The sequence below is a fragment of the Flavobacterium sp. AC267 genome, assembly GCF_979258715.1.
This window is the reverse complement of sequence record NZ_OZ409875.1, coordinates 1,446,952-1,468,633: the sequence shown is the minus strand read 5'-3', so window position 1 is coordinate 1,468,633 and position 21,682 is coordinate 1,446,952. Positions and strand designations below refer to the sequence as shown.

General features: G+C 34.4%; 10 protein-coding genes, 1 tRNA gene and 6 pseudogenes. 10 read left to right on the top strand and 7 right to left on the bottom strand.

Annotation, left to right across the window (positions count from 1 at the left end; translation table 11 throughout):
• Positions 1-67 precede the first annotated feature (67 nt).
• Complete coding sequence (locus ACZZ95_RS07725) at positions 68-802, bottom strand: type III pantothenate kinase (RefSeq protein WP_463468620.1); 735 nt, start codon at positions 800-802, stop codon at positions 68-70.
• A 103-nt stretch (positions 803-905) separates the two neighbouring features.
• Between ACZZ95_RS07725 and ACZZ95_RS07720 the strand changes: the two genes are divergently transcribed.
• The 4 genes and pseudogenes from ACZZ95_RS07720 to ACZZ95_RS07705 all read left to right on the top strand — a co-directional run bounded on the left by ACZZ95_RS07720 (position 906) and on the right by ACZZ95_RS07705 (position 3,690).
• Positions 906-981: transfer RNA gene (locus tag ACZZ95_RS07720), tRNA-Phe, on the top strand.
• 50 nt (positions 982-1,031) lie between these two features.
• A complete protein-coding gene (locus ACZZ95_RS07715) occupies positions 1,032-1,319 on the top strand; it encodes a GIY-YIG nuclease family protein (protein WP_463468619.1) in 288 nt (95 codons plus the stop codon).
• Positions 1,320-1,958: 639 nt separating this feature from the next.
• A pseudogene (locus tag ACZZ95_RS07710) lies at positions 1,959-3,453 on the top strand (MFS transporter).
• Between the two features lie 60 nt (positions 3,454-3,513).
• Positions 3,514-3,690, top strand: coding sequence for a DUF6814 family protein (locus ACZZ95_RS07705; RefSeq protein WP_463468618.1), 177 nt, complete (start codon positions 3,514-3,516; stop codon positions 3,688-3,690).
• 70 nt (positions 3,691-3,760) lie between these two features.
• Here ACZZ95_RS07705 and ACZZ95_RS07700 read toward each other — a convergent pair.
• The 6 genes and pseudogenes from ACZZ95_RS07700 to ACZZ95_RS07675 form a co-directional block, all read right to left on the bottom strand.
• Positions 3,761-6,636 (bottom strand): annotated as a pseudogene (locus ACZZ95_RS07700) (alpha-amylase family glycosyl hydrolase).
• A gap of 88 nt (positions 6,637-6,724) precedes the next feature.
• On the bottom strand, positions 6,725-7,033 hold the full coding sequence (locus tag ACZZ95_RS07695; RefSeq protein WP_463468617.1) for a cadherin repeat domain-containing protein: 309 nt from the start codon (positions 7,031-7,033) through the stop codon (positions 6,725-6,727).
• On the bottom strand, positions 6,972-7,736 hold the full coding sequence (locus tag ACZZ95_RS07690; RefSeq protein ID WP_463468616.1) for a SusE domain-containing protein: 765 nt from the start codon (positions 7,734-7,736) through the stop codon (positions 6,972-6,974). The genes ACZZ95_RS07695 and ACZZ95_RS07690 overlap by 62 nt, the downstream gene beginning before the upstream one ends.
• Before the next feature lie 111 nt (positions 7,737-7,847).
• Positions 7,848-9,456: pseudogene (locus tag ACZZ95_RS07685) on the bottom strand (RagB/SusD family nutrient uptake outer membrane protein).
• Between the two features lie 35 nt (positions 9,457-9,491).
• Entirely contained in the window at positions 9,492-11,408 is a 1,917-nt protein-coding gene (locus ACZZ95_RS07680) for a SusC/RagA family TonB-linked outer membrane protein (protein ID WP_463468615.1), read from the bottom strand.
• Positions 11,332-12,474, bottom strand: coding sequence for a carboxypeptidase-like regulatory domain-containing protein (locus tag ACZZ95_RS07675; protein WP_463468614.1), 1,143 nt, complete (start codon positions 12,472-12,474; stop codon positions 11,332-11,334). The genes ACZZ95_RS07680 and ACZZ95_RS07675 overlap by 77 nt, the downstream gene beginning before the upstream one ends.
• A gap of 236 nt (positions 12,475-12,710) precedes the next feature.
• Between ACZZ95_RS07675 and ACZZ95_RS07670 the strand changes: the two are divergent.
• From ACZZ95_RS07670 to ACZZ95_RS07645, 6 genes and pseudogenes are all read left to right on the top strand, one after another.
• A pseudogene (locus ACZZ95_RS07670) lies at positions 12,711-13,743 on the top strand (LacI family DNA-binding transcriptional regulator).
• 179 nt (positions 13,744-13,922) lie between these two features.
• Positions 13,923-15,440, top strand: a complete 1,518-nt coding sequence (locus ACZZ95_RS07665; RefSeq protein WP_463468613.1) for an MFS transporter — start codon at positions 13,923-13,925, stop codon at positions 15,438-15,440.
• Positions 15,433-16,107 (top strand): beta-phosphoglucomutase, encoded by a 675-nt coding sequence (pgmB, locus tag ACZZ95_RS07660; RefSeq protein WP_463468612.1) that lies wholly within the window; start codon positions 15,433-15,435, stop codon positions 16,105-16,107. The genes ACZZ95_RS07665 and pgmB overlap by 8 nt, the downstream gene beginning before the upstream one ends.
• Positions 16,108-16,177: 70 nt before the next feature.
• Positions 16,178-18,483 (top strand): annotated as a pseudogene (locus ACZZ95_RS07655) (glycoside hydrolase family 65 protein).
• Positions 18,484-18,502: 19 nt separating this feature from the next.
• Positions 18,503-20,619, top strand: a pseudogene (locus ACZZ95_RS07650) (glycoside hydrolase family 97 protein).
• 210 nt (positions 20,620-20,829) lie between these two features.
• Positions 20,830-21,672: a hypothetical protein gene (locus tag ACZZ95_RS07645; protein ID WP_463468611.1), complete on the top strand. Its 843-nt coding sequence runs from the start codon at positions 20,830-20,832 to the stop codon at positions 21,670-21,672.
• Positions 21,673-21,682 lie beyond the last annotated feature (10 nt).

Sequence of the window (21,682 nt, the reverse complement as noted above, 5' to 3'; positions counted from 1 at the left end):
TGAAGCAGTACCTTGCTGAGCAAATGAAACGAACGATATAAGCAAACAAGCGCTTATTAATACTTTTTTAATCATTGTCGATTTTATATTGATATGTTTGGTTCAAACTCTCTAGAAGGAAATTTGAATTGGCAAATATGGTATTTTTTAATCGTTTAGCCAAAAAATCTGCATCGTCGCCCGTTAAAATTATGATAAAATTTGAAAACTGTTTTCGATATTCATCGATAAAACCGTCAATCTCATAGACGAAACCATTGACAACACCAGAATGTATGGCTTGTTGTGTTGAGTTTCCTATATATGTTTCAGGTGCTTCTAATGTAAGTAACGGCAGTCTGGCCGTAAAATTATGCAGTGATTCATATCGCGACCGAAGACCTGGAGATATAGCGTCGCCCAGATAATTATCATTTTCGTCGATAAAATCGTAGGTTATGCAAGTTCCCGCATCAATAACTAATCTGTTTTTTTTAGGAAATTGCAATGTCGCTCCAGCGACCAAAATCATACGGTCTATTCCTAAAGTTTTTGGTGTTGCATATTTATTGGTGAACGGAAAAATATCTTCGTGCGTAAAAAAATGAATTTTTAATTGTTTTTCGAATGTCAAAAAGGATTGTTTTTCGATGCTTCCGACTGATGCAACAACCAAATCGGAGCAGTTTGGGAATTTTTTTAAAATTTTTTTAATTTTTTCTTCGAGCTCTTTTTTCTCAAAAATAAAATTCTCTAGAGAAGTATTTCCCTCAAAGACAGATGCTTTAATTCGAGTGTTTCCAATATCAACAGTTAAAACCATTTTGCTTTTTTGTTTTTGCGAAGATACGAATTGATTTTTTTTCTTAAATGTTTTGGATAAACGGAAAATGATTCTATCTTTGCACCCGCAATGAGCACAACACGGTACCTTAGCTCAGATGGTAGAGCAATGGACTGAAAATCCATGTGTCCCTGGTTCGATCCCTGGAGGTACCACCAAAACCCACTCAACAGAGTGGGTTTTTTGTTTTAAACATGTTTTTTTACAAATGCATTATTTATATATCCTGTATTCAAAATCTTCTGAAAAATTCTACATAGGGGAAACAAATGATATCACTGAAAGAATTTCAAAACATAGAGATCACTTTTACACCAATTCTTTTACCAAAATTGCTAATGACTGGGAAGTAGTTTTATCTTTTATTTGTAACGATAGAGACGAAGCCCTATATCTTGAAAATTTTATTAAGAGAATGAAAAGCAAAATTTTTAATAATAAAATAATAGCAGATCCATCAATTCTTAAAGATATTCTCAATAAAAGAAAATCATAATGTGTCCCTGGTTCTCCCGAAGCCTCGGGACTGGAGGTACCACCAAAACCCACTCAACAGAGTGGGTTTTTTGTTTTTTTATACGTTTTGTTCTTAACCGCAAAGTGCACTAAGATTTACGCAAAGGTCCGCAAAGTTTAAATTTAAACTTTGCGGACCTTTGCGTTTTTTCTTTGTTTTCCGTTTCTGCGATCCAGAGGAAAAATAAATTACATCCCGAAATTGATATAGCCCGCGGTTTCAACCGCGGGGATATAAATTGAAAACAAACAACTCCCCAACGGTTAAAACCGTTGGCTATGTTTCTACATGAGTTCAGATTACCTTTGCGTTTTTTCTTTGTGTACTTTGCGGTTAAATTTTACTAGAATATATTTTCCACTTCTGCGATCCAGAGGAAAAATAAATTACATCCTGAAATTCATATAACTCCCCTACGGTTAAAACCGTTGGATATGTTTCTCCATGAGTTCAGATTACCTTGACGTTTTTTGTTTGTGTATTTTGCGGTTAAATCTCATAAGTCAACAAATTAATAGTTTTTGTTAAAAAAGTATTAAGTGAATAAAAAAATATCTTCTATATTCGTAAAACTATATTTTTAACTTTCATTTATTAACAAGATCTCAAAGCAGTTTTATGAGCGAAACTTCTACTAAGGGCATTTGGAAAGTAATTTCAGCCTCTTCTATGGGCACCATGATTGAATGGTACGATTTCTATATTTTTGGCAGTCTGGCTGTCGTTATTTCGACTAAATTCTTTCCCAGTGATAATCCAACTGCGGCATTTTTATCAACTCTTGCCACTTTTGCGCCGGATTTGTAGTTCGCCCATTTGGCGCTTTGTTCTTTGGGAGGCTTGGAGATATTATTGGTCGGAAATATACTTTCATGGCTACTTTATTATTAATGGGCGGTTCTACTTTTTTAATTGGATGTATTCCGAGTTATGAAACAATTGGTTTTCTTGCTCCTTTATTAGTTCTCATTTTACGTTTGCTTCAAGGACTTGCTCTTGGCGGAGAATACGGCGTGCGCAAGAACTTATGTAGCAGAACACGCTCCTGCCGGCCAAAAAGGTTATTGGACTTCTTGGATTCAAACTACTGCAACTGTTGGTCTCTTTATTTCTTTAATGGTTATTCTGGCAACTAAAAATATCCTATCTCCAGAAGCTTTTGATTTATGGGGATGGCGCGTTCCTTTTTGGGTTTCGATCGCAATGGTGGGCGTTTCCTATCTTATTCGAAAAAAATATGGATGAGTCTCCTGTTTTTGCAAAAGCTAAAAAAGAAGGAACTACGAGCACAAATCCGTTAAAGGAAAGTTTTGGGAACAGATACAACATGAAATTTGTTTTACTTGCTTTATTTGGAGCTACAATGGGGCAAGGCGTTGTTTGGTACACGGGACAATTTTATGCCATGAGTTTCATGAAAACAGTTATGAATATTGACTCTTCGCAAGTTGATGAATTATTAGGTATTGCACTTTTAATTGGAACACCTTTTTTTATTATTTTTGGATGGCTGAGCGATAAAATCGGACGTAAATATATTATGATGTTTGGAATGCTGATCGCTATATTATCTTATAGACCTATTTATAAGACGATGTACAACACAACAGACATCAGCCAAAAAACGGAAATTGCAGAAAATCCAAAAGAAACGAAAGAGGTAAGAGCGGATGGAAGTTCTATCGTTACGACACAGAAAAAATACACCGACGGCACAACCGTTTTTGAGAAAAAAACGTACATAGAAAAAAAGGATGTGCAATCCAGCATTTCGATCACAATTAATTCAAGCGATAAATGGACATTAATTTTATTAGTTTTTATTCAGGTACTCTTTGTAACAATGGTTTATGGGCCAATTGCCGCCTTTTTAGTCGAAATGTTTCCAACTAAAATCAGATATACTTCGATGTCACTTCCTTACCATGTAGGGAACGGTATCTTTGGAGGATTACTTCCTGCTATTTCTACTTATTTTGTAACTCACGCCAAAACAGCCGGCAAACCAGATTATTACCTGAACGGTTTGTGGTATCCTATTGTTATTGCAGGAATCTGCTTTGTAATTGGAATGATTTATATTGACAACAAAAACAAAACTACTCACCTTTAAAATTTAAAAAAATGAATGCGATTAAACAAGTTTTAGGGGCTTTATGGATTGCTTTAGCAATTGCAAGCAGCTTATTTCTGTGTATTTGAATTTGGTCTCCCAAAACTACTTTCAGACCAGCAAGACGATTTAGTATTTGGCGTAATTATTCTCTTTATATTAACACCGCTTATTGTGATGGGATTAGGAACATTTGGGTATTATTCTTTAATAGGAGAATACAATAAAAAGAAGTAAAAAAATCAAACCGATATAAACAAAAAAAGGCTGTCTATTTCTAGACAGCCCTTTTCATTACTAACTTAACCTAATTTTTAATAAATTTCACAACCTGAACTTTATTATTATCATTAAACGTTTTTACAACATACAATCCCGAAACTAAATCGCTAACCGAGAATTGAAAATCTGCATTTCCGTTTGTATTAAAAGTTTTTACTAATTGTCCTGTAATCGAATATATCTCCACTTTTGAAGTCGCGAATCCTAAAGTAAAATAATCTGCAACTGGATTTGGATATAGACTTACTGAATTCCCTTTTTCAAAATCATCAATTGCCAAATTTGCCGTTTGGTTTCCATAAATTCTATACTCTCCTGAAAGAAGATTTATTGGCGCATTTACATCTGCTACATTAATAGTTGTGTTGTCCATTAAATTATACCAAGCTCCTGCGTACGGAAAACCTGCTACAACATTTTGTGCTGTGGTATCGAAATTGGCTAAAATCAATACATTTTTTAATTGTAGCGCCGTTAAGCTTGGATTTTCAATTTTAATACTGATCGTCAAAGAGTTCGCATCTGTCATTGTTGGAGTTCCTAAAAAAACAGGCTCAACCGTTTTAAGCGTAATCATTTTTGCCCAATCGTTATAAATTTTAGTACGATTAGCATCTCCAAGCCAATTTTCTGTCCATTGAGGCTGTGGTTTTGTATCCAATTTACAATCACCAGGAATTGTTCCTGAATCATCATTTACAGTTCCGTTATTACAACTGAAAATTGAATCGTCCATTCCTAATTCACCAAAATGCCAAATCATTTTTGGACCTGGAACCAATAACGAAACAGCTCCAATGGCAGACATTCTAGACAAAGCTGTATTTAATGTTTTTACATTATAAGTGCCATTTACAGCACCATATTGGACATTTTTATACATCAAACGTTCTTCATCATGGCTTTCTGCATATCCCATTAAACGATTCGCAGTAAAACCACGGCTCGCACTTGTCATTCTTGAAATATTACTATCTGAAGCATAACCCATTGACAATTGATTGTAAGGGTTAGTCATTTTTCCCCACATCATAATTCCTTTACTTGGCGTTTCGGTAATTTTATAATTTGCCCATTCTTTTTCTTCTGCATCAGTTCCTAAATGTTCAAAAATGGTATAATGTGTCGGATCTAAACTCCATGAATAATCTGCATATTTTTTCAATACATCAACCCTATCCTGCTGATACGCGTTGGTACAGCTTTCATCTGCTCGCTGTACAAGCCTGCGTAAATCCTTTGGTTAAGTCCCATCGGAAACCGTCAATTTTATATTCTTCAATCCATTGTTTGATAACGCGATTGACATAATTTTGAGTTTTAAGAGATTGATGATTAAAATCTTCTCCAACATTGTAACTGTGTTTTGCGAGCAGTATTAAAGTATGGATTTTCGGCAGTTGGCGAACCAAAACCATCTCCGTCTGGATCATTCATCCACATTCTTACCATCGGATTTCTGCCAAAAGCATGATTTAATGCAACGTCAAGAATAACAGCAATTCCATTTTGATGACATAAATCGATAAACTCTTTTAGCTTATCCGAAGTTCCGTAAAATTTATCCAAAGCCATATGAAATGAGGTATTGTAACCCCAGCTTTCATTTCCTTCAAATTCCATTACCGGCATTAATTCGATAGCATTAATTTTTAGGTTTTTAAAATAATCAATACGGTCGATCAGGCTTTGATAACTTCTGCCAGCATCAAAATCACGTACCAAAACTTCGTAAACAACTAGTTTTTCTTTTTCTGGTTTTATAAAATTATTAACCTGCCAATTGTAAGCAGACTGACCTGTTTTTAAAACGGTAACCTCAAAATTTTGTCCCGCTGGATAAACCGGCATATTTGGATATTTTACTGCTGGAATCGAAGCATCATCATAAGGAGACAAAACCAACGTAGAATAAGGATCTGCGGTTTTTACCATTGCTGGTGAATTGGCAAGCGATGTGGCATCTATCACCCAATATTGATAAGTATTATTTGCACCCGAAACCAATCCAGTTAATTCCAGCCAGAATTTTCCTGAAACTGGATCTTTTTTCATGGCATACGCCGAAGTTGGTCGCCAGTTATTGAAACTTCCCGCCACGTAAACAAAGTCTTTTAAAGGCGCATCGAGAACCAAAATTGCTTTTGAAAAATCTGAAGAATTATAATTAATTCCATCAACTAAACCTGCAGGCATCGCTTCAGATACCGTATTTGGGTTTACTATAACTGAAAACTTTTTTACAATCGTAGTCGCGCCTTGAGTTACAGTCAATTCGTAAGTTTGGTTATTTGTAATATTGAGATGAGAATAAGAATAGGTAGTCGCTCCCGTCTTTGTATTAATAACTGTTCCGTTGGCTTTTAAAGAATAATTTGCCGCACCGTTTGTGTTTGAAGCAGTAATATTAAAATTTGATCCAGATGATACAATTGATGTACTATTTTCTACTGGCGAAGTTAGATTTACTTGAAAAGATCCAACTTCAACTAGAATATCCTGAGATTGTTTTGTACCAGTTCCGTCTTTAGCTTTAATAAGAAAACCAATTCTTCCGATTCCATTTCTATTAAAATATACAGATGGAGTAAATGATTTTGTGTACGTATCTGTTCCTGCATTATAAGTAAATTTACTGGCTTCCGCCGATGCTGTCCAAGATCCGTTTGAAGGAGAATCTGACTGATTGGTATCATTTACATCATAAGACCATGACCAAAGGTACAGTGCATTTCCTGTAACTCCCCAAGTACTTTCATTAATACTTGTTCCCGCAATTGAAATAGTGATTGGAGTTGTATCTTCAAAAGTGGACGGGTTTATTGAATATGTAACGTTTTGAATCTGGGCAAAAGCAGTTACTGCCATCAATAAAAATATTGATAGTAAAGTTTTTTTCATGATTTTTGTGGTTATTTGGTTAGTTAGTTTGATCAAAAAAAGGGCTATCTAGCAGATAGCCCCTTTTCAGTTATTAACTGAAGTTTTCTTATTGATTAGGAATCATTAGATAACTTCCGTCTAAATCATTGAAATAAATAACATATTTAGATTTTGAAACTGGTGTATTATCACCTGTACTTACACCAGAAAAAGGTGTTTTTCCTCCCCAAGAAACATCCCAGGCATCATTAGCTCTAAATTTTATATCACCATCATTTAAAGATGTTACCCCTAATGACCAAATGTGTCCATTAAAAGTAGATTTCACCATTGGAGTTGAAGCATCCCAACCTTTAGCAGTAGCGCTTCCAATAATACCAACTGTTGAATAAGTTACTGCAAGCAGATGCATCATATGGCGTCAAAGTATACGTTAACTTTTGAACATCCATTTTAAACTTGTAGTATCCATCCGCAGGAATGTTAAAAGTAGGTGGGTCCGCATCAGCATCTGTTCCTCTATAAGCCATAGTAGTTGCTGAAGCATAACCAAACATTGGTATCCAGCTTCCTAAATTTTTAATAGTTTTAAAAGATCCTGCTTTAAAGAATCCTGTAAAGGTATATTCATCAGAATTTGTTGCACTTCTGAATAATATCTGGTTTCCTTTGTTATTATCCCAACCAGCAACTGTTGCATCTCCAACTAAATACCAATCAACAAAATCATAAGGAACTTTTCCTGTATAAGGAGTTACGGTCATTGTAATCAAACCTTTTGAAACTTGAGTAAATCCTCCGGAAACATCTGCCTTAATTTTTACATCATACTCAGTCGCAACTTCTGGCTGTCCGCCAAGATCTATTGCCGCTTGATTTAATTCTCTTCCAAGAACCGAAACCTCTGTACTACTATTAACAGCAGTTTGAAGCGTTTTAGCGACAGTAAAATCACCACCTTTTTTATCAATTAATAGCGTATATTTTATTGCTACTGGTGTAGAATAATCTGCGACCGACCAAGTAAATTTAAGTATTTCCTCTCCTGCTTTATCAACATCTAAGACAATATTTTGTCCTGTAGCTGGAGCCGTGATTTCCGGCGCAACGAACAACATTAAGTACTGGTCTTTCGTCTACAGCGTCAGCATTACACGACACCGCTAAAACACCAATAAATGCGATTAAAACTTTATATATATTTTTCATTTTTACAGTTCAATTAGGTATTAGTATCCTGGATTTTGTTTCAACGTTGGATTTGCCTGAATTGTCTTAGCAGGGATAGGCATTAAATCTCTGAATGATTCTGTAGCAAGACCATTCATGGTTCCGCCTTTCCATTGCCAGATTTTATCTCCTCCTGTAAATTTTCCAAAACGAATCAAATCGGTTCTTCTGTGGCATTCCCAGAATAATTCTCTTCCTCTTTCAGCTAAAATAAAATCAAGAGTTAAATTTCCTGTTGATATCTGACTTGCTCCTGCTCTTGCTCTAATTTGGTTGATGTAACCTACAGCAGTTGTAGTATTTCCAGTACTTGCTCCTCTAACTGTAGCTTCAGCATACATTAGATAAGCATCAGAAATTCTGAACATTGGAAAATCAGTATCTGGAATATCTGTTCTTTGAGCGACTGAACCATCAGAATTTTTATTAATATATTTTGTTACAGCATAACCATCTGTAAATGTTGATACATTAGTAATATCTAAAGCTTGTCCATCTGTATAGAATGTTCCTCTTTTATCTGCCGCAACGAGTTGCATCAGGAAAAAGGGCCACAAACTCTTTACGAGTTCTGATTCCCTGCCATCCTCCGTCCATTCCTCTAGTTGCAAGCATCCATACTTCCACCAATAGAAGCGTGAAGAATAAAACTCATTCCACCACCAGTTGCTCTAATTGCATTTCCATCACTTACGATTGGAAAAATAACTTCATTTTGAGCGCCATTTCTATCGTTATCTGCTGAGAACAAATAAGCGTAAGGAACGTCTGCAAATGTATAACCTGAGTTAATAATTTCAGAACATAACGTTGCTACTTCGTTATTTCTTTCTGTTCCTGTGTAAACTTTAGAATTCAAATAAATCTGAGCTAGTAAAAACTTAGTCGCAACTTTATCAACTCTTCCATATTCATTAGCTCTTGCGTTAGCTAGACTAGTATCTAAATCTTTCAATTCAGACTCTACGAAAGCAAAAACTTCTGCTCTTGTTTTTTGTTCTGGATAAAAGAATCCAACTGGATCATTTTCTGTAGTAATAGGCACATTACCAAATAAATCCATTAAGTTAACATAAGAGAAAGCTCTTAAGAAACGAGCTTCAGCTCTAAAAGTAGCGATTTCAGATTTTAAAGTCTGCATCAACTCCTCTTGCTTCTAATTTTTCATCTGTAGTTTGTCTTAAAAATTCATTAGCAACACTAATGTGGTAAGACGCTCTAGAATAAGTTCCGTATAAAAACTCATTTACAGGAGACCAAGTCTGTGCGTTTAAGGTTGGTAAAGTACCATCTGCCCAAGCAATAATTGCTTCGTCTGTAGGTAATTCCTGTGTTACAAACAATAATCGTAAGTAACTGCTAAAATCACCTCCAAGACCAGAAATGTCTGCAAGCACCATCACCATCATTACCTCCAACATATAATCCAGCATATAATTTTGCTAAAACTTGTTTGTACGATGCAGGATCTTGAAAAAAGGTTTCAGATAAAAACTCATCATCATCCTTTGGAGTCACGTTTAAATCGTCAGTACACGAAGTCAACGTCATACTTATTCCTAAAATAAAAAGGAAAAAATAAGATATATATTTAAATGATATTTTCATTTTGTATGTTTTAAATTTTGTTTTTCAATGTACTATTAGAAACTTGCATTTACTCCAAACAAGTATGTTCTTGCTCTTGGATAAACGTTACCATCGATTCCGTTGAATTTCTCCGGATCTAAACCATCGTATTTTGTAAGTACAAAAACATTTTGAACTCCAGCTGAGAATCTTAAAGAAACATCTTTTAATAAAGATTTGTCTAAAGTATATCCAACTGTAACGTTATCTAATTTGATAAAAGAAGCATCTTTTATGTAATAGTTAGACAAATAACGTTGTGTACCATTGTCTTCAAACTTAAATCCAGTGTTTAAATAATCTGCACTAAGGTTAGACAAATCATTATCTCTTCTTAAAGCCTGATCCGAATATCCTAAGTTAGAGTTTACGTTATCAAAAATGTAATTTCCTAAACTTGCTCTCCAGTTCATTGTAAAATCAAACTTTTTGTAGTTTAAAGTTGAGAACAAACCAAAAGTGTAATCTGCAGTTGGTTTTTTATATCTGTAACGATCTGAAGCATCAATTTTTCCATCTCCATTTCTGTCAACATAAGCACCAGCGATTGGTTTTTTGTTAGCATCGTATAATTGCTCGTATACAAAGAATGAGTTTGGAGCATATCCAACAGTATTGATTAGAATTTTGTTTCCATTTCCTCCTTGAATATTATCTCCTACTTCATAACCTTGAAACCCTTCAACTGACTCCCCTAAACTTTCAATTTTTTGATCTAAATAAGTTGCATTAACAGCTACATTCCAAGTTAAGTTGTCATTTTTAACAACATCTGATTGAAGGCTGAACTCCAAACCTTTTGTTCTTAAATTACCAATATTATTGAATCCTTGGTTTCTTAAGTTAGCTCCATCAGGAACTAATACGTCTGCTAATAAATCTGTAGATTTTTTATCGAAGTAGTTAAGCGAACCTGTAATTCTTTCATCTAAAAATCCAAAATCAACACCCACGTTCATCTCAGCAAGCTCTTCCCATTTAATATTTTGATTATATCCTTCTGGTCTAGCTGTTCTGTATACAACACCATTAAATACATATTGCGTATTAACTGTACCAAGTGTTACTCTTCTTAAATAATCGTATTGAGCAGAAATATCCTGCTGTCCTGTTGTACCGTAACCAACTCTTAATTTTAAACTAGAAAGTGTTCCGTTATCTTTCAAGAAAGACTCTTCAGCAATATTCCATGCAAAAGCACCTCCCATAAAGTTACCCCATCTGTTTTCTTCAGAAAAACGAGAAGTACCGTCTCTTCTATAATTTAAAGTCAATAAATATTTACTATCCCAACCTAAATTCAAACGACCAAAGAAAGATTGTAAATTGATATCTGGATCAGTGATTACGTCTTCATTTCTAGTTGCTTCTGGCTGTGTAAGTGCTCCTGATTGGTATTTTTCCTTTTGAAACAATTGGTAGTTATAACCAGCTGTAGCATCCAACTTCAATTTTCCTAAATTTTTGCTGTAAACAAAATATGTATTTAAGTTTTTGTTTTGAAGATCGTCAGTATACGTATCATAGTTTCCTAAATTCACATAACCCGCAGAAGTAAAAGGATTTGGCTGAAATCCTAAAATACTTTCTGTACTTTGTCTATTATATCCGTCGCTGTCAAATCTGTCAATACCAGCTTCAGCTACTACTCTTAAATCTTCAAAGAAGTGGAATTTATAGTCTACACTAATATTACCCCATTTTCTAGTAGATTTAGATCTTTTATCTTCTTGATTTAATCTTGCAACAGGATTTTTAGCAGGTAATAATGCAATATTTCCATTTGGCTCTAACCATTCAAAATATCCTCCGTAACGAGAACCTGCCTCATAAGGAGACTGCGTAGGATCAAAACTAATTGCAAGCACCAATAACAGCATTCTCATCTTGAAATCTATTTTTACTAAAAGATAAGTTTCCGCTAATATCAATTTTTAAGTGATTGTCAAATAAAACAGGATTTAACGATATCGATGTCGTAGTTCTTTCAAAAGAAGTGTTTCTTAGGATTCCAGGATTATCAACATTTCCAACAGATAAACGTACTGGCAATTTGTTAAACAAAGAACCGCTTACAGAGATATTATTGTTAGTTGTTAAAGCTGTATTGAAAATTTCATTCTGCCAGTTAGTGCTAGCAGTACCCATTGTAGCTTTTTGAGCATCATTACCCAATGTGTTTACTAATGTACGGAATTGATCTGTACTTAAAACATCAACTGTATTGGCAACTGTATTAATACCAACTTGTGAACTGAAGTTAACTTTTACACCGCCTTTAGTTCCTTTTTTAGTTGTAATTACAATTACTCCATTTGTCGCACGAGAACCGTAAATAGCAATTGCAGAAGCATCTTTAAGAACCGTAAACGACTCAATATCATTAGGATCAATAGTAGACAAGATACTTGTAGCACCACTAGGAACAGCGTTACTTAAAGGAAGTCCGTCTAAAATAATCAATGGATCATTTGAAGCACTTAATGAAGATCCTCCACGAATTCTAATATCTGCCTTTGCACCTGGAGCTCCTCCTCCAACAACATTTACACCAGCGATACGTCCGCCGATTAAACTTTCTGGAGTTACGTTAATTCCTTTATTAAATTCTTTTGCAGAAATTTGAGAGACAGAACCTGTTGCATCTTTTTTCTTAACAGTTCCGTAACCTACCTGTACTACAACTTCTTTCAGTTGGTTAGTATCTTCTTCTAAAGATACTGGCAGATTTTTTTGACCATTGAACACAATCGTCGACGTTTTATATCCAATAAATGAAACCTGAATTTTGTCTCCATTTTTTAGATTCGGTAATTGAAATTTACCATCAAAATCTGTAGAGGTTCCTGTTGTTGAACCTTGTACATTTACATTTACTCCCGGTATTGGCTGACCCGTGGCAAGATCAGTTACTGTTCCAGTTAAAGTGCTTTGAGCTAACACCGTAAACGGAAGCAGAAGGAATAAAAATAACAACTTTTTGTAAATTGTTTTCATACTTTTTGTTTAAATTAGTTTTGAGTTTTTGACTGTTAGTTAAGTTTTTAATTTTACTTCGAATTTCAAAATTATGAATTTATTAACATGCTCGACCAGAGACTATTTTAATTGAGTTACGAAAACGTGGTAGTGTTGAAAACTTTCTATATTTTGTAATCTTTTCAGTCAAAAATTGTCAATTATAAAATTTTCGGATACCTTTATTATTAATTAGATTTTTTTCAATTCTCGCCATGAAACGTAAAATAACCCTAAAACAGATTGCAAGGGAACTTGATGTGTCCATTTCAACTGTCTCAAAATCACTTAGAAACAGTCTTGAAATTGGAGAAGAAACGCGCTTAAAAGTGCAGGCTTTTGCAAAGTTTTACAACTATAAACCAAACAATATTGCGCTTAGTTTAAAAAACCGAAAAACCAAAAGTATTGGTATTATCATTCCGGAAATTGTACATTATTTTTTCTCTACTGTAATCAACGGAATTGAGCAGGTTGCGAACGAAAACGGCTATAGCGTTGTCATTTGTTTATCTGATGATTCTTTCGATAAAGAAGTCCTAAATATGGAGATGTTAGCCAACGGAAGTATCGATGGTTTCATCATGTCCCTTTCTAAAGAAACCCAATATAAAGGTGATTTCCACCACATTACAGAAGTTATCAATCAAGGGATGCCGGTTGTAATGTTCGACAGAGTTACCAATGATATTTTGTGTGATAAAGTAATTATTGATGACAAAGCTGCAGCTTATGAAGCTGTTCAGAGTTTGATTGATAACGGCCGAAAAAAAGATCGCTTTAGTAACTACTGTCGATTATGTAAGTGTTGGGAAATTAAGAACCGATGGTTACGAAAAAGCACTCTTAGACAACGGGATTCCTTTCAACGAAGATTTAATCATTAAAATTGAAGATGTAGATACCTGCGAAATAACCATTTCTGAACTTTTGCATGCCAGAGCTTTTGATGCTGTTTTTGCTGTAAACGAACTTTTTGCGGTAACGATTATTAAAACCGCATCAAAAATGGGATTAAAAGTTCCCGAAGACTTAGCGGTAATTGCTTTTACAGACGGAATTATCTCAAAATATTCAACGCCAAGTATTACAACGGTAAGCCAAAGCGGTGAAAAAATGGGAAATAAAGTCGCTAAAATGCTGATCGAAAGGCTTGAAGCCGAACATGATGATGACGAAGAAGAAAACGAAAATTACACCACAGAAGTTATAGAAACACATTTAATAAAAAGAGAATCTACTGACTAATTTTCTTAAAATCAACATATTCCAAAGCCATAATTAATATTTATGGCTTTTTTATTAGCATAAATAAAAAAATAATTAATACTTTTACGCCCGTCAAGGCTTTTACTTTTACTTCGAAAAAAACAGTAAGTTTTGATAAGCAAAGCGCTTATCGTATAATTAATTCTTTAATTACGATAATGGAAAAGCGTAAATTAAGTTTCTGGGAAATTTGGAACATGAGTTTCGGTTTCTTGGGAATACAGTTTGGTTTTGCACTGCAAAACGCAAATACTTCTAGAATTTTTGAAACCCTTGGTGCTAAAATAGATGAAATCCCGATTTTGTGGATTGTCGCGCCTGTTTCAGGTTTAATAATTCAGCCCGTTATTGGATATTTTAGTGATAGAACCTGGACTCGTTTAGGCAGACGTCGCCCCTATTTTTTAATTGGAGCTATTTTATCTTCAATTGCATTATTCGTTATGCCAAACTCTCCTACTTTGTGGATCGCGGCAGGAACTTTATGGATAATGGATGCCTCAATAAATGTTTCTATGGAACCTTTTCGCGCCTTTGTAGGCGATAATTTACCTGACGAACAACGCGCATTAGGTTTTGTTATGCAGAGTTTCTTTATTGGTACTGGAGCTGTTGTGGGTTCTATTTTACCTTACCTTTTCGCAAATGTTTTTGATGTTAGTAATGTTGCGCCTAAAGGAATTATTCCGGATGCCGTAAAATGGTCTTTTTATATTGGCGGAATCGTTTTTCTGCTTTCTGTTTTATGGACTGTTTTTAAAACAACCGAATATACTCCCGAAGAACTTCACGCATTTGAAGCTAATAGCAAAAAAAATACAGAACATATCTCTAATTCTGAAACTGAGTCTGGTGTTTCTACAAACAAACAATTACTTTTAGGAGTATCATTTACAATTATTGGAGGGTTGGTTTCCTTTTTAATTTTCGAAAACAGTCTTGCAAAAGAATTATATATTTTGTTTATCGGCCTGATTTTTATGGGTGTTTTATTCATCATTGCATCACAATTAAGAAATAAAAAAGTCCAGAATGGATTTACAATCATCATGACCGATTTATTGAACATGCCAAAAACAATGCAAAAATTAGCATGGGTTCAATTTTTCTCCTGGTTTGCGCTTTTCTCTATGTGGATTTATACAACACAAGCTGTTACGACACACCTTTTTCACACAACAGATACAAAATCTAAAATATACAATGACGCAGCGCTATGGATTACAGTCTTATTTACAGTATATAACGGAGTAGCAATTGCTGTAGCATTTCTATTGCCTGTTATTGCAAAGAAAATTGGCCTTAGAGCAACACATTTACTTGCATTATGCACTGGAGGTGTTGGTCTAATCTCCTTTTATTTTATTCCTAATAAGGACCTGCTAATTATTCCAATGATAGGTGTTGGTATTGCATGGGCAAGCATTTTATCGATGCCTTATGCCATGTTATCAGGTGCTTTACCGGCGACAAAAATGGGTTATTATATGGGAGTTTTCAACTTTTTCGTAGTAATACCACAAATTGTAGCGACAACAATATTAGGTTTTGTAATCAAAAAATTCTTTCATAATGAACCTATTTACGCTTTAATTATCGGAGGAGTATCGATGATATTTGCCGGATTACTGACCCTTAGAGTAAATAGCAGAACTAAAATTGAAATTCATGAATAATAAAAAAGCATTCATATTCGACCTTGACGGAGTAATTGTCGATACCGCTAAATACCACTTTTTAGCTTGGCAGAAAATCGCGCAGTCCTTAAATATAAATTTTACACATGAAGACAACGAACTTTTAAAAGGTGTAAGCCGCGTTCGTTCATTAGACATTATACTTGGATTAGGAAATGTCCAGGCTTCGCAGGAAGACAAAGACAAATGGCTGATTCAAAAAAACGAAGATTACTTATCTTATTTAGTTGACATGGACGAAAGCGAGATTCTTCCTGGAGTTTTTAAAATTCTGCAATTATTAAAAGATAAAAAACAAGGAATTGCATTGGGTTCTGCCAGTAAAAATGCAAGACCAATTTTAGAGAAAACAGGAATCCTTTCGTATTTCGATGTTATTGTTGACGGAAACGACGTAACTAATGCAAAACCAGATCCGGAAGTTTTCTTAAAAGCGGCTCAATTATTAAATATTGATCCAAAAGATTCAATTGTATTTGAAGATTCTGTTGCCGGAATTCAGGCGACAAACATAGGCGAAATGGTAAGCGTGGGAATTGGTGAGGAAACAATTTTACATGAAGCTGACTATATTTTTAAAGATTTTACCCAAATCGAAACAAGCTTTATAGAAAAAATTAATCAATTAGAAAATGTGCCAATTTGATAATTAGATAATTGCTGCAAACATGAATTATCTAATTTTCTCATTAACGAATTATCAAATTAAGAAAAAAATGAACCAAGATTATATAAAACCAGATAATTGGTCAATTATAGAAGAAGGATTTGATGCCGAAAGAGTAAAATCGTCTGAAAGTCTTTTTAGTATCGGGAACGGTGCTATGGGACAGCGCGCCAATTTTGAAGAAACATATTCTGCTGAAACTTTTCAGGGAAGTTATATTGCAGGAATTTATTATCCAGACAAAACAAAAGTGGGCTGGTGGAAAAACGGCTATCCGAAATATTTTGCCAAAGTTCTTAACGCTCCAAACTGGATTGGAATTGACGTTGAAATCAACGAAGAAAACCTGGATTTAAATACGTGTACCGAAGTTAGGAATTTCCGCAGAGAACTGAATATGAAAGAAGGATGGTACAATCGTTCTTTCGAAGCTGTTCTAAAAAACGGAACTGAAATTGCCGTAAACGTTCGTCGTTTTCTTTCATTAGATTTAGACGAAGCGGGAATTATCAAATACGAAATCACGCCTTTAAACAAAGATGCAAAAATCGTTTACAAACCTTATGTAGATGCAGGCGTTACGAATGAAGATGCCAACTGGGAAGAAAAATTCTGGGAACCTCTTGAAGTAAAAAAAGGCACAAACGAAGCTTTTGTAACCGCTCAAACCTTCAAAACGCATTTTAAAGTTACGACTTTCATGCACAATACGATTTTGGCAAACAATGAAGACATTCATGTTTCGCCTTCAACAATCGATTCAACCACAGATAAAGTTCAGTATACTTACGGAACTATTATCGCTAAAGGACAAACCTCAGCAATTCAAAAAATTGGTGGATATACAGTTTCTTTAAACCACGAAAATACTTTGGCTGCATGACCGAAAAAGTAATTAAATCTGCTGTAAATTCAGGATACGATGCACTTCTTCAAAATCAAATTGATGCTTGGGCAAAAATCTGGGAAATGTCAGATATTACAATCGATGGCGATGTAAAAGCACAACAAGGAATTCGCTTTAATATCTTCCAATTAAATCAAACTTATTTAGGAAAAGATTCTCGTTTAAACATTGGACCAAAAGGTTTCACCGGAGAAAAATACGGAGGATCTACTTATTGGGATACCGAAGCGTATTGTATTCCATTTTACATGGCGACAAAAGACCAGCAGGTTGCAAGAAACTTATTGACGTATCGTTTCAATCAATTGGACAAAGCGATTGAAAATGCGAAGGACAATTTAGGTTTCAAAAACGGCGCGACGCTGTATCCGATGGTTACCATGAATGGAGAAGAATGCCATAACGAATGGGAAATCACACACGAAGAAATCCACAGAAATGGTGCGATTGCTTTTGCGATTTACAACTATTACCGTTACACGGGCGATTACTCTTATATTCCAGAAAAAGGATTAGAAGTTTTAATTGGAATTGCACGTTTTTGGCACCAACGAGCTTCTTTTTCAAAAGAAAAAAATCAGTATGTGATTTTGGGTGTTACAGGTCCAAACGAATACGAAAACAACATCAACAATAATTTCTACACGAATTATATTGCAAAATGGTGTATCGATTTTGCATCAGAACAAATTACTAAAGTGGGTTCAGAATATCCTGCAGATCACAAACGCATTTTAGAAAAAGTAAGCCTTTCGTCAGAAGAAATTCAGGAATGGAAAAAAGTGGCCGATGATATGTATTTCCCAACTTCAAAAGAACTTGGAATTTATTTACAGCAAGACGGTTTCTTAGACAAAGATTTAGTTCCGGTTAAAGATTTAGATCGCTCGCGGCGTCCTATTAACCAAAAATGGTCTTGGGACCGCGTTTTACGTTCGCCTTACATCAAACAAGCCGACGTTTTACAATGTTTTTATTTCTTCGAAGATCATTTTTCTAAAGAAGAATTAAAACGCAATTTTGAGTTTTATGAGTCATTTACGGTTCATGAAAGTTCGCTTTCGCCTTGCGTACACTCAATTCAGGTCGCTGTTTTAGACAAAATGGATATGGCATACACTTTCTACTTAAGAACTTCTCGTTTGGATTTGGACGATTATAACAAAGAAGTTGAAGAAGGCCGCCACATCACGTCAATGGCTGGAACATGGATGAGCATTGTGGAAGGTTTTGGCGGCATGCGTGTGAAAAATGACCAATTGCATTTCTCTCCAAAAATTCCAAAAGAATGGAAAGGCTATTCTTTTAAAATTAATTTCAGAAATCAAATTTTAAAAGTAGCTGTAAATCATAATGAAACAACATTTACTGTAGACGGCGATCAAGATTTAACAATTATGGTTAATGGAAATCCTGTAATTGCAAGTAAATTTGTACAAATAAATTAATTACATAAAACTAAAAAACATGAAAAACTTATTTTTCGCAAGTTTAATCTTGTTTGCTTTTAGCTCGATTGCAGAAGCACAACAATTAAAATCACCCGAAGGAAAGTTCGTAATGGAATTTTCTCTTCAAAACGACGGAACTCCAACGTACAATTTAAAATACAAAAATAAAGAAGTTGTAAAAACCAGTAAATTGGGTCTTGAACTTAAAGATGATAAAAAATCTTTACTAAACGATTTTACTGTTGTTGATACTAAAACTTCCACTTTTGATGAGACTTGGAAACCAGTTTGGGGAGAAGTAGATCAAATTAGAAATCATTATAATGAATTGGCTGTTACTTTAAACCAAAAAGGAACAGACAGACAAATTGTAATTCGTTTCCGTTTATTTGATGACGGACTTGGATTTAGATATGAATTTCCGGCTCAAAAGAATCTTACTTATTTCACAATTAAAGAAGAAAGATCACAATTTGCAATGACTGGAGATCATACTGCTTTCTGGATTCCAGGAGATTATGATACTCAGGAATACGATTATACAAAATCGAAATTATCTGAAATTAGAGGATTATCTGAAAAAGCATATACAGCAAACGTTTCTCAAAAAAACTTTTCTCCAACAGGAGTTCAGACTTCTTTGATGTTAAAAACAAATGATGGAATCTACATCAACTTACACGAAGCGACTTTAATCAACTATTCTTGTATGCACCTGAATCTTGATGATAAAAACATGACTTTCACATCTTGGTTAACGCCAGATGCAAAAGGAGATAAAGGATATATGCAGGCACCTAGCCATTCGCCTTGGAGAACTATTATGGTAAGCGATGATGCGAGAGAAATCTTAGCTTCAAAAATGACTTATAACTTAAACGATCCATCAAAAATTGATAACACTTCTTGGATTAAACCAGTAAAATACGTTGGTGTTTGGTGGGAAATGATTACAGGAAAAAGCTCTTGGTCGTACACAAATGATTACCCAACGGTACAATTGGGCGTTACAGATTTCGCAAAAGCAAAGCCAAACGGAACGCACGGAGCGAATAATGCTAACGTAAAAAAATACATTGATTTTGTCTGCTGCAAATGGTTTCGACGCCGTTTTAGTGGAAGGATGGAACGAAGGCTGGGAAGATTGGTTTGGGCATTCAAAGGATTATGTTTTTGATTTCTTAACACCTTATCCTGATTTTGATGTAAAAGGTTTGCACGAATATGCAAAATCTAAAGGTGTAAAAATTATCATGCACCACGAAACTTCAGGTTCAGTTCGTAACTACGAGCGTCACATGGATGCTCGCTTATAAATTCATGAATGATAACGGATATGATGCTGTAAAAAGCGGTTATGTAGGCGATATTTTACCTCGCGGTGAAAACCACTACAGCCAATGGATTGTGAACCACTATCAATATGCAATCGAAAAAGCGACTGATTATAAAATCATGGTGAATGCTCACGAAGCGGTCCGCCCAACAGGAATTGCAAGAACGTATCCAAACTTAATTGGAAACGAAGCGACAAGAGGAACAGAATATCAAGCGTTTGGAGGTTCTAAACCAAATCACGTTACCGTTTTACCATTTACACGTTTAATTGGAGGTCCAATGGATTACACGCCGGGAATCTTCGAAATGGATATCAGTAAAATGAATCCTGAAAATACATCTCATGTAAACAGTACAATTGCAAACCAATTGGCTTTATATGTTACCATGTACAGTCCGTTACAAATGGTCGCGGATACCCCAGAGAACTATAATCGTTTTCCAGATGCATTCCAATTCATTAAAGATGTTGCTGTAGACTGGTCAGAAAGTAAATATATTGAAGCTGAACCAGGCGATTTTATCACTGTTGCCCGTAAAGCAAAAGGAACAAACAACTGGTTCGTTGGAAATGTAAACGGAGAAACTCCTCGTACATCAAACATCGATTTCAGTTTCCTTGAAAAAGGTAAAAAATACACGGCAACAATTTATGCTGATGCAAAAGATGCGCATTACAAAACAAACCCACAAGCTTACACAATCAAGAAAATTGCTGTAACTAATAAATCAAAATTATCTCAGTTATCTGCTTCTGGAGGAGGTTATGCAATAAGCATTATTGAAAATAAATAATTTTTCAAAAGACAAGTGATTTTCCCCAGAATTACTTGTCTTTTTTTTAATCTGATATATTTAGTCTTCCTGCAAGGTTTCCAAAACCTTGTAGGTATAATTGATTACCTATTTAAAACGTACAAGCAATTCCTATCTAGACCTACAAGGTTTTGAAAACCTTGCGGGAAATCGAAACAAAATACTTCTTGCTAGTCAAATTAATATAAAATGAAAAACGTTATAAGTTTCTTTTTTACTCTTTTACTGATTTCGTGTCATCAAAAAAATGGCACGATTACTAAAACAATTGTTGCGAATAAAAAATTAGATTCTTTAGATAAAATTGATACAAATAGCATTACTATAGATACTACAAGTCTTTTTTCTGTTTATGATTTATCAAAAACAACAACAGCAATTGCAGTAAATCTAGAAGAAGAAAACACTTATAATGGGGTTAGTTTTGATACAATTTTTAATCAGGTAAATGCAAAAGATTCTCTATATAATGTTTTAAACGATGAAAAGAACAAAATTCAAAATTTTGAATATTATGATACTTTAGGAACTTTTAAACTTATACGAAATAAAACGTTAGAACATGAGATTAAAAAAGTAATTGATCAGAGTTACTATGTCTATGGTACAAAAGGATTTTCTAAAGTAACCATAAATAAAGTTGTTTGTGCATTAAATGTATGCAGAACAAATTTTATTGCTTTTCCAATTGAAGATTATAACAGAGCTAAAAATGGAAAACCGCTTTTTTGCACCAGACAATTATTAAAAATAAACTATCAAAAAAGTTATTCTACTATAGAAAGAAGGATTCGTCAATACGATGAAAAGCAAAGCAAAAACTATGATTATAAAGATGAAATCAAAACCAAAGTATTTGCGAACATTGGAGATTATTATTTTACATACAGTGACGATTTTATATGGGGACAATATCCTGAAAAAACTAAATGTTTATTTCCTGGAAGAACAATATATATTGTAAAAAAAGGTGAACCAATAAAAAAGCTCTGGGTTGACGGCTTAGATTTATTTGGAATTCCTTGTGACTAAAGCAGTCTTA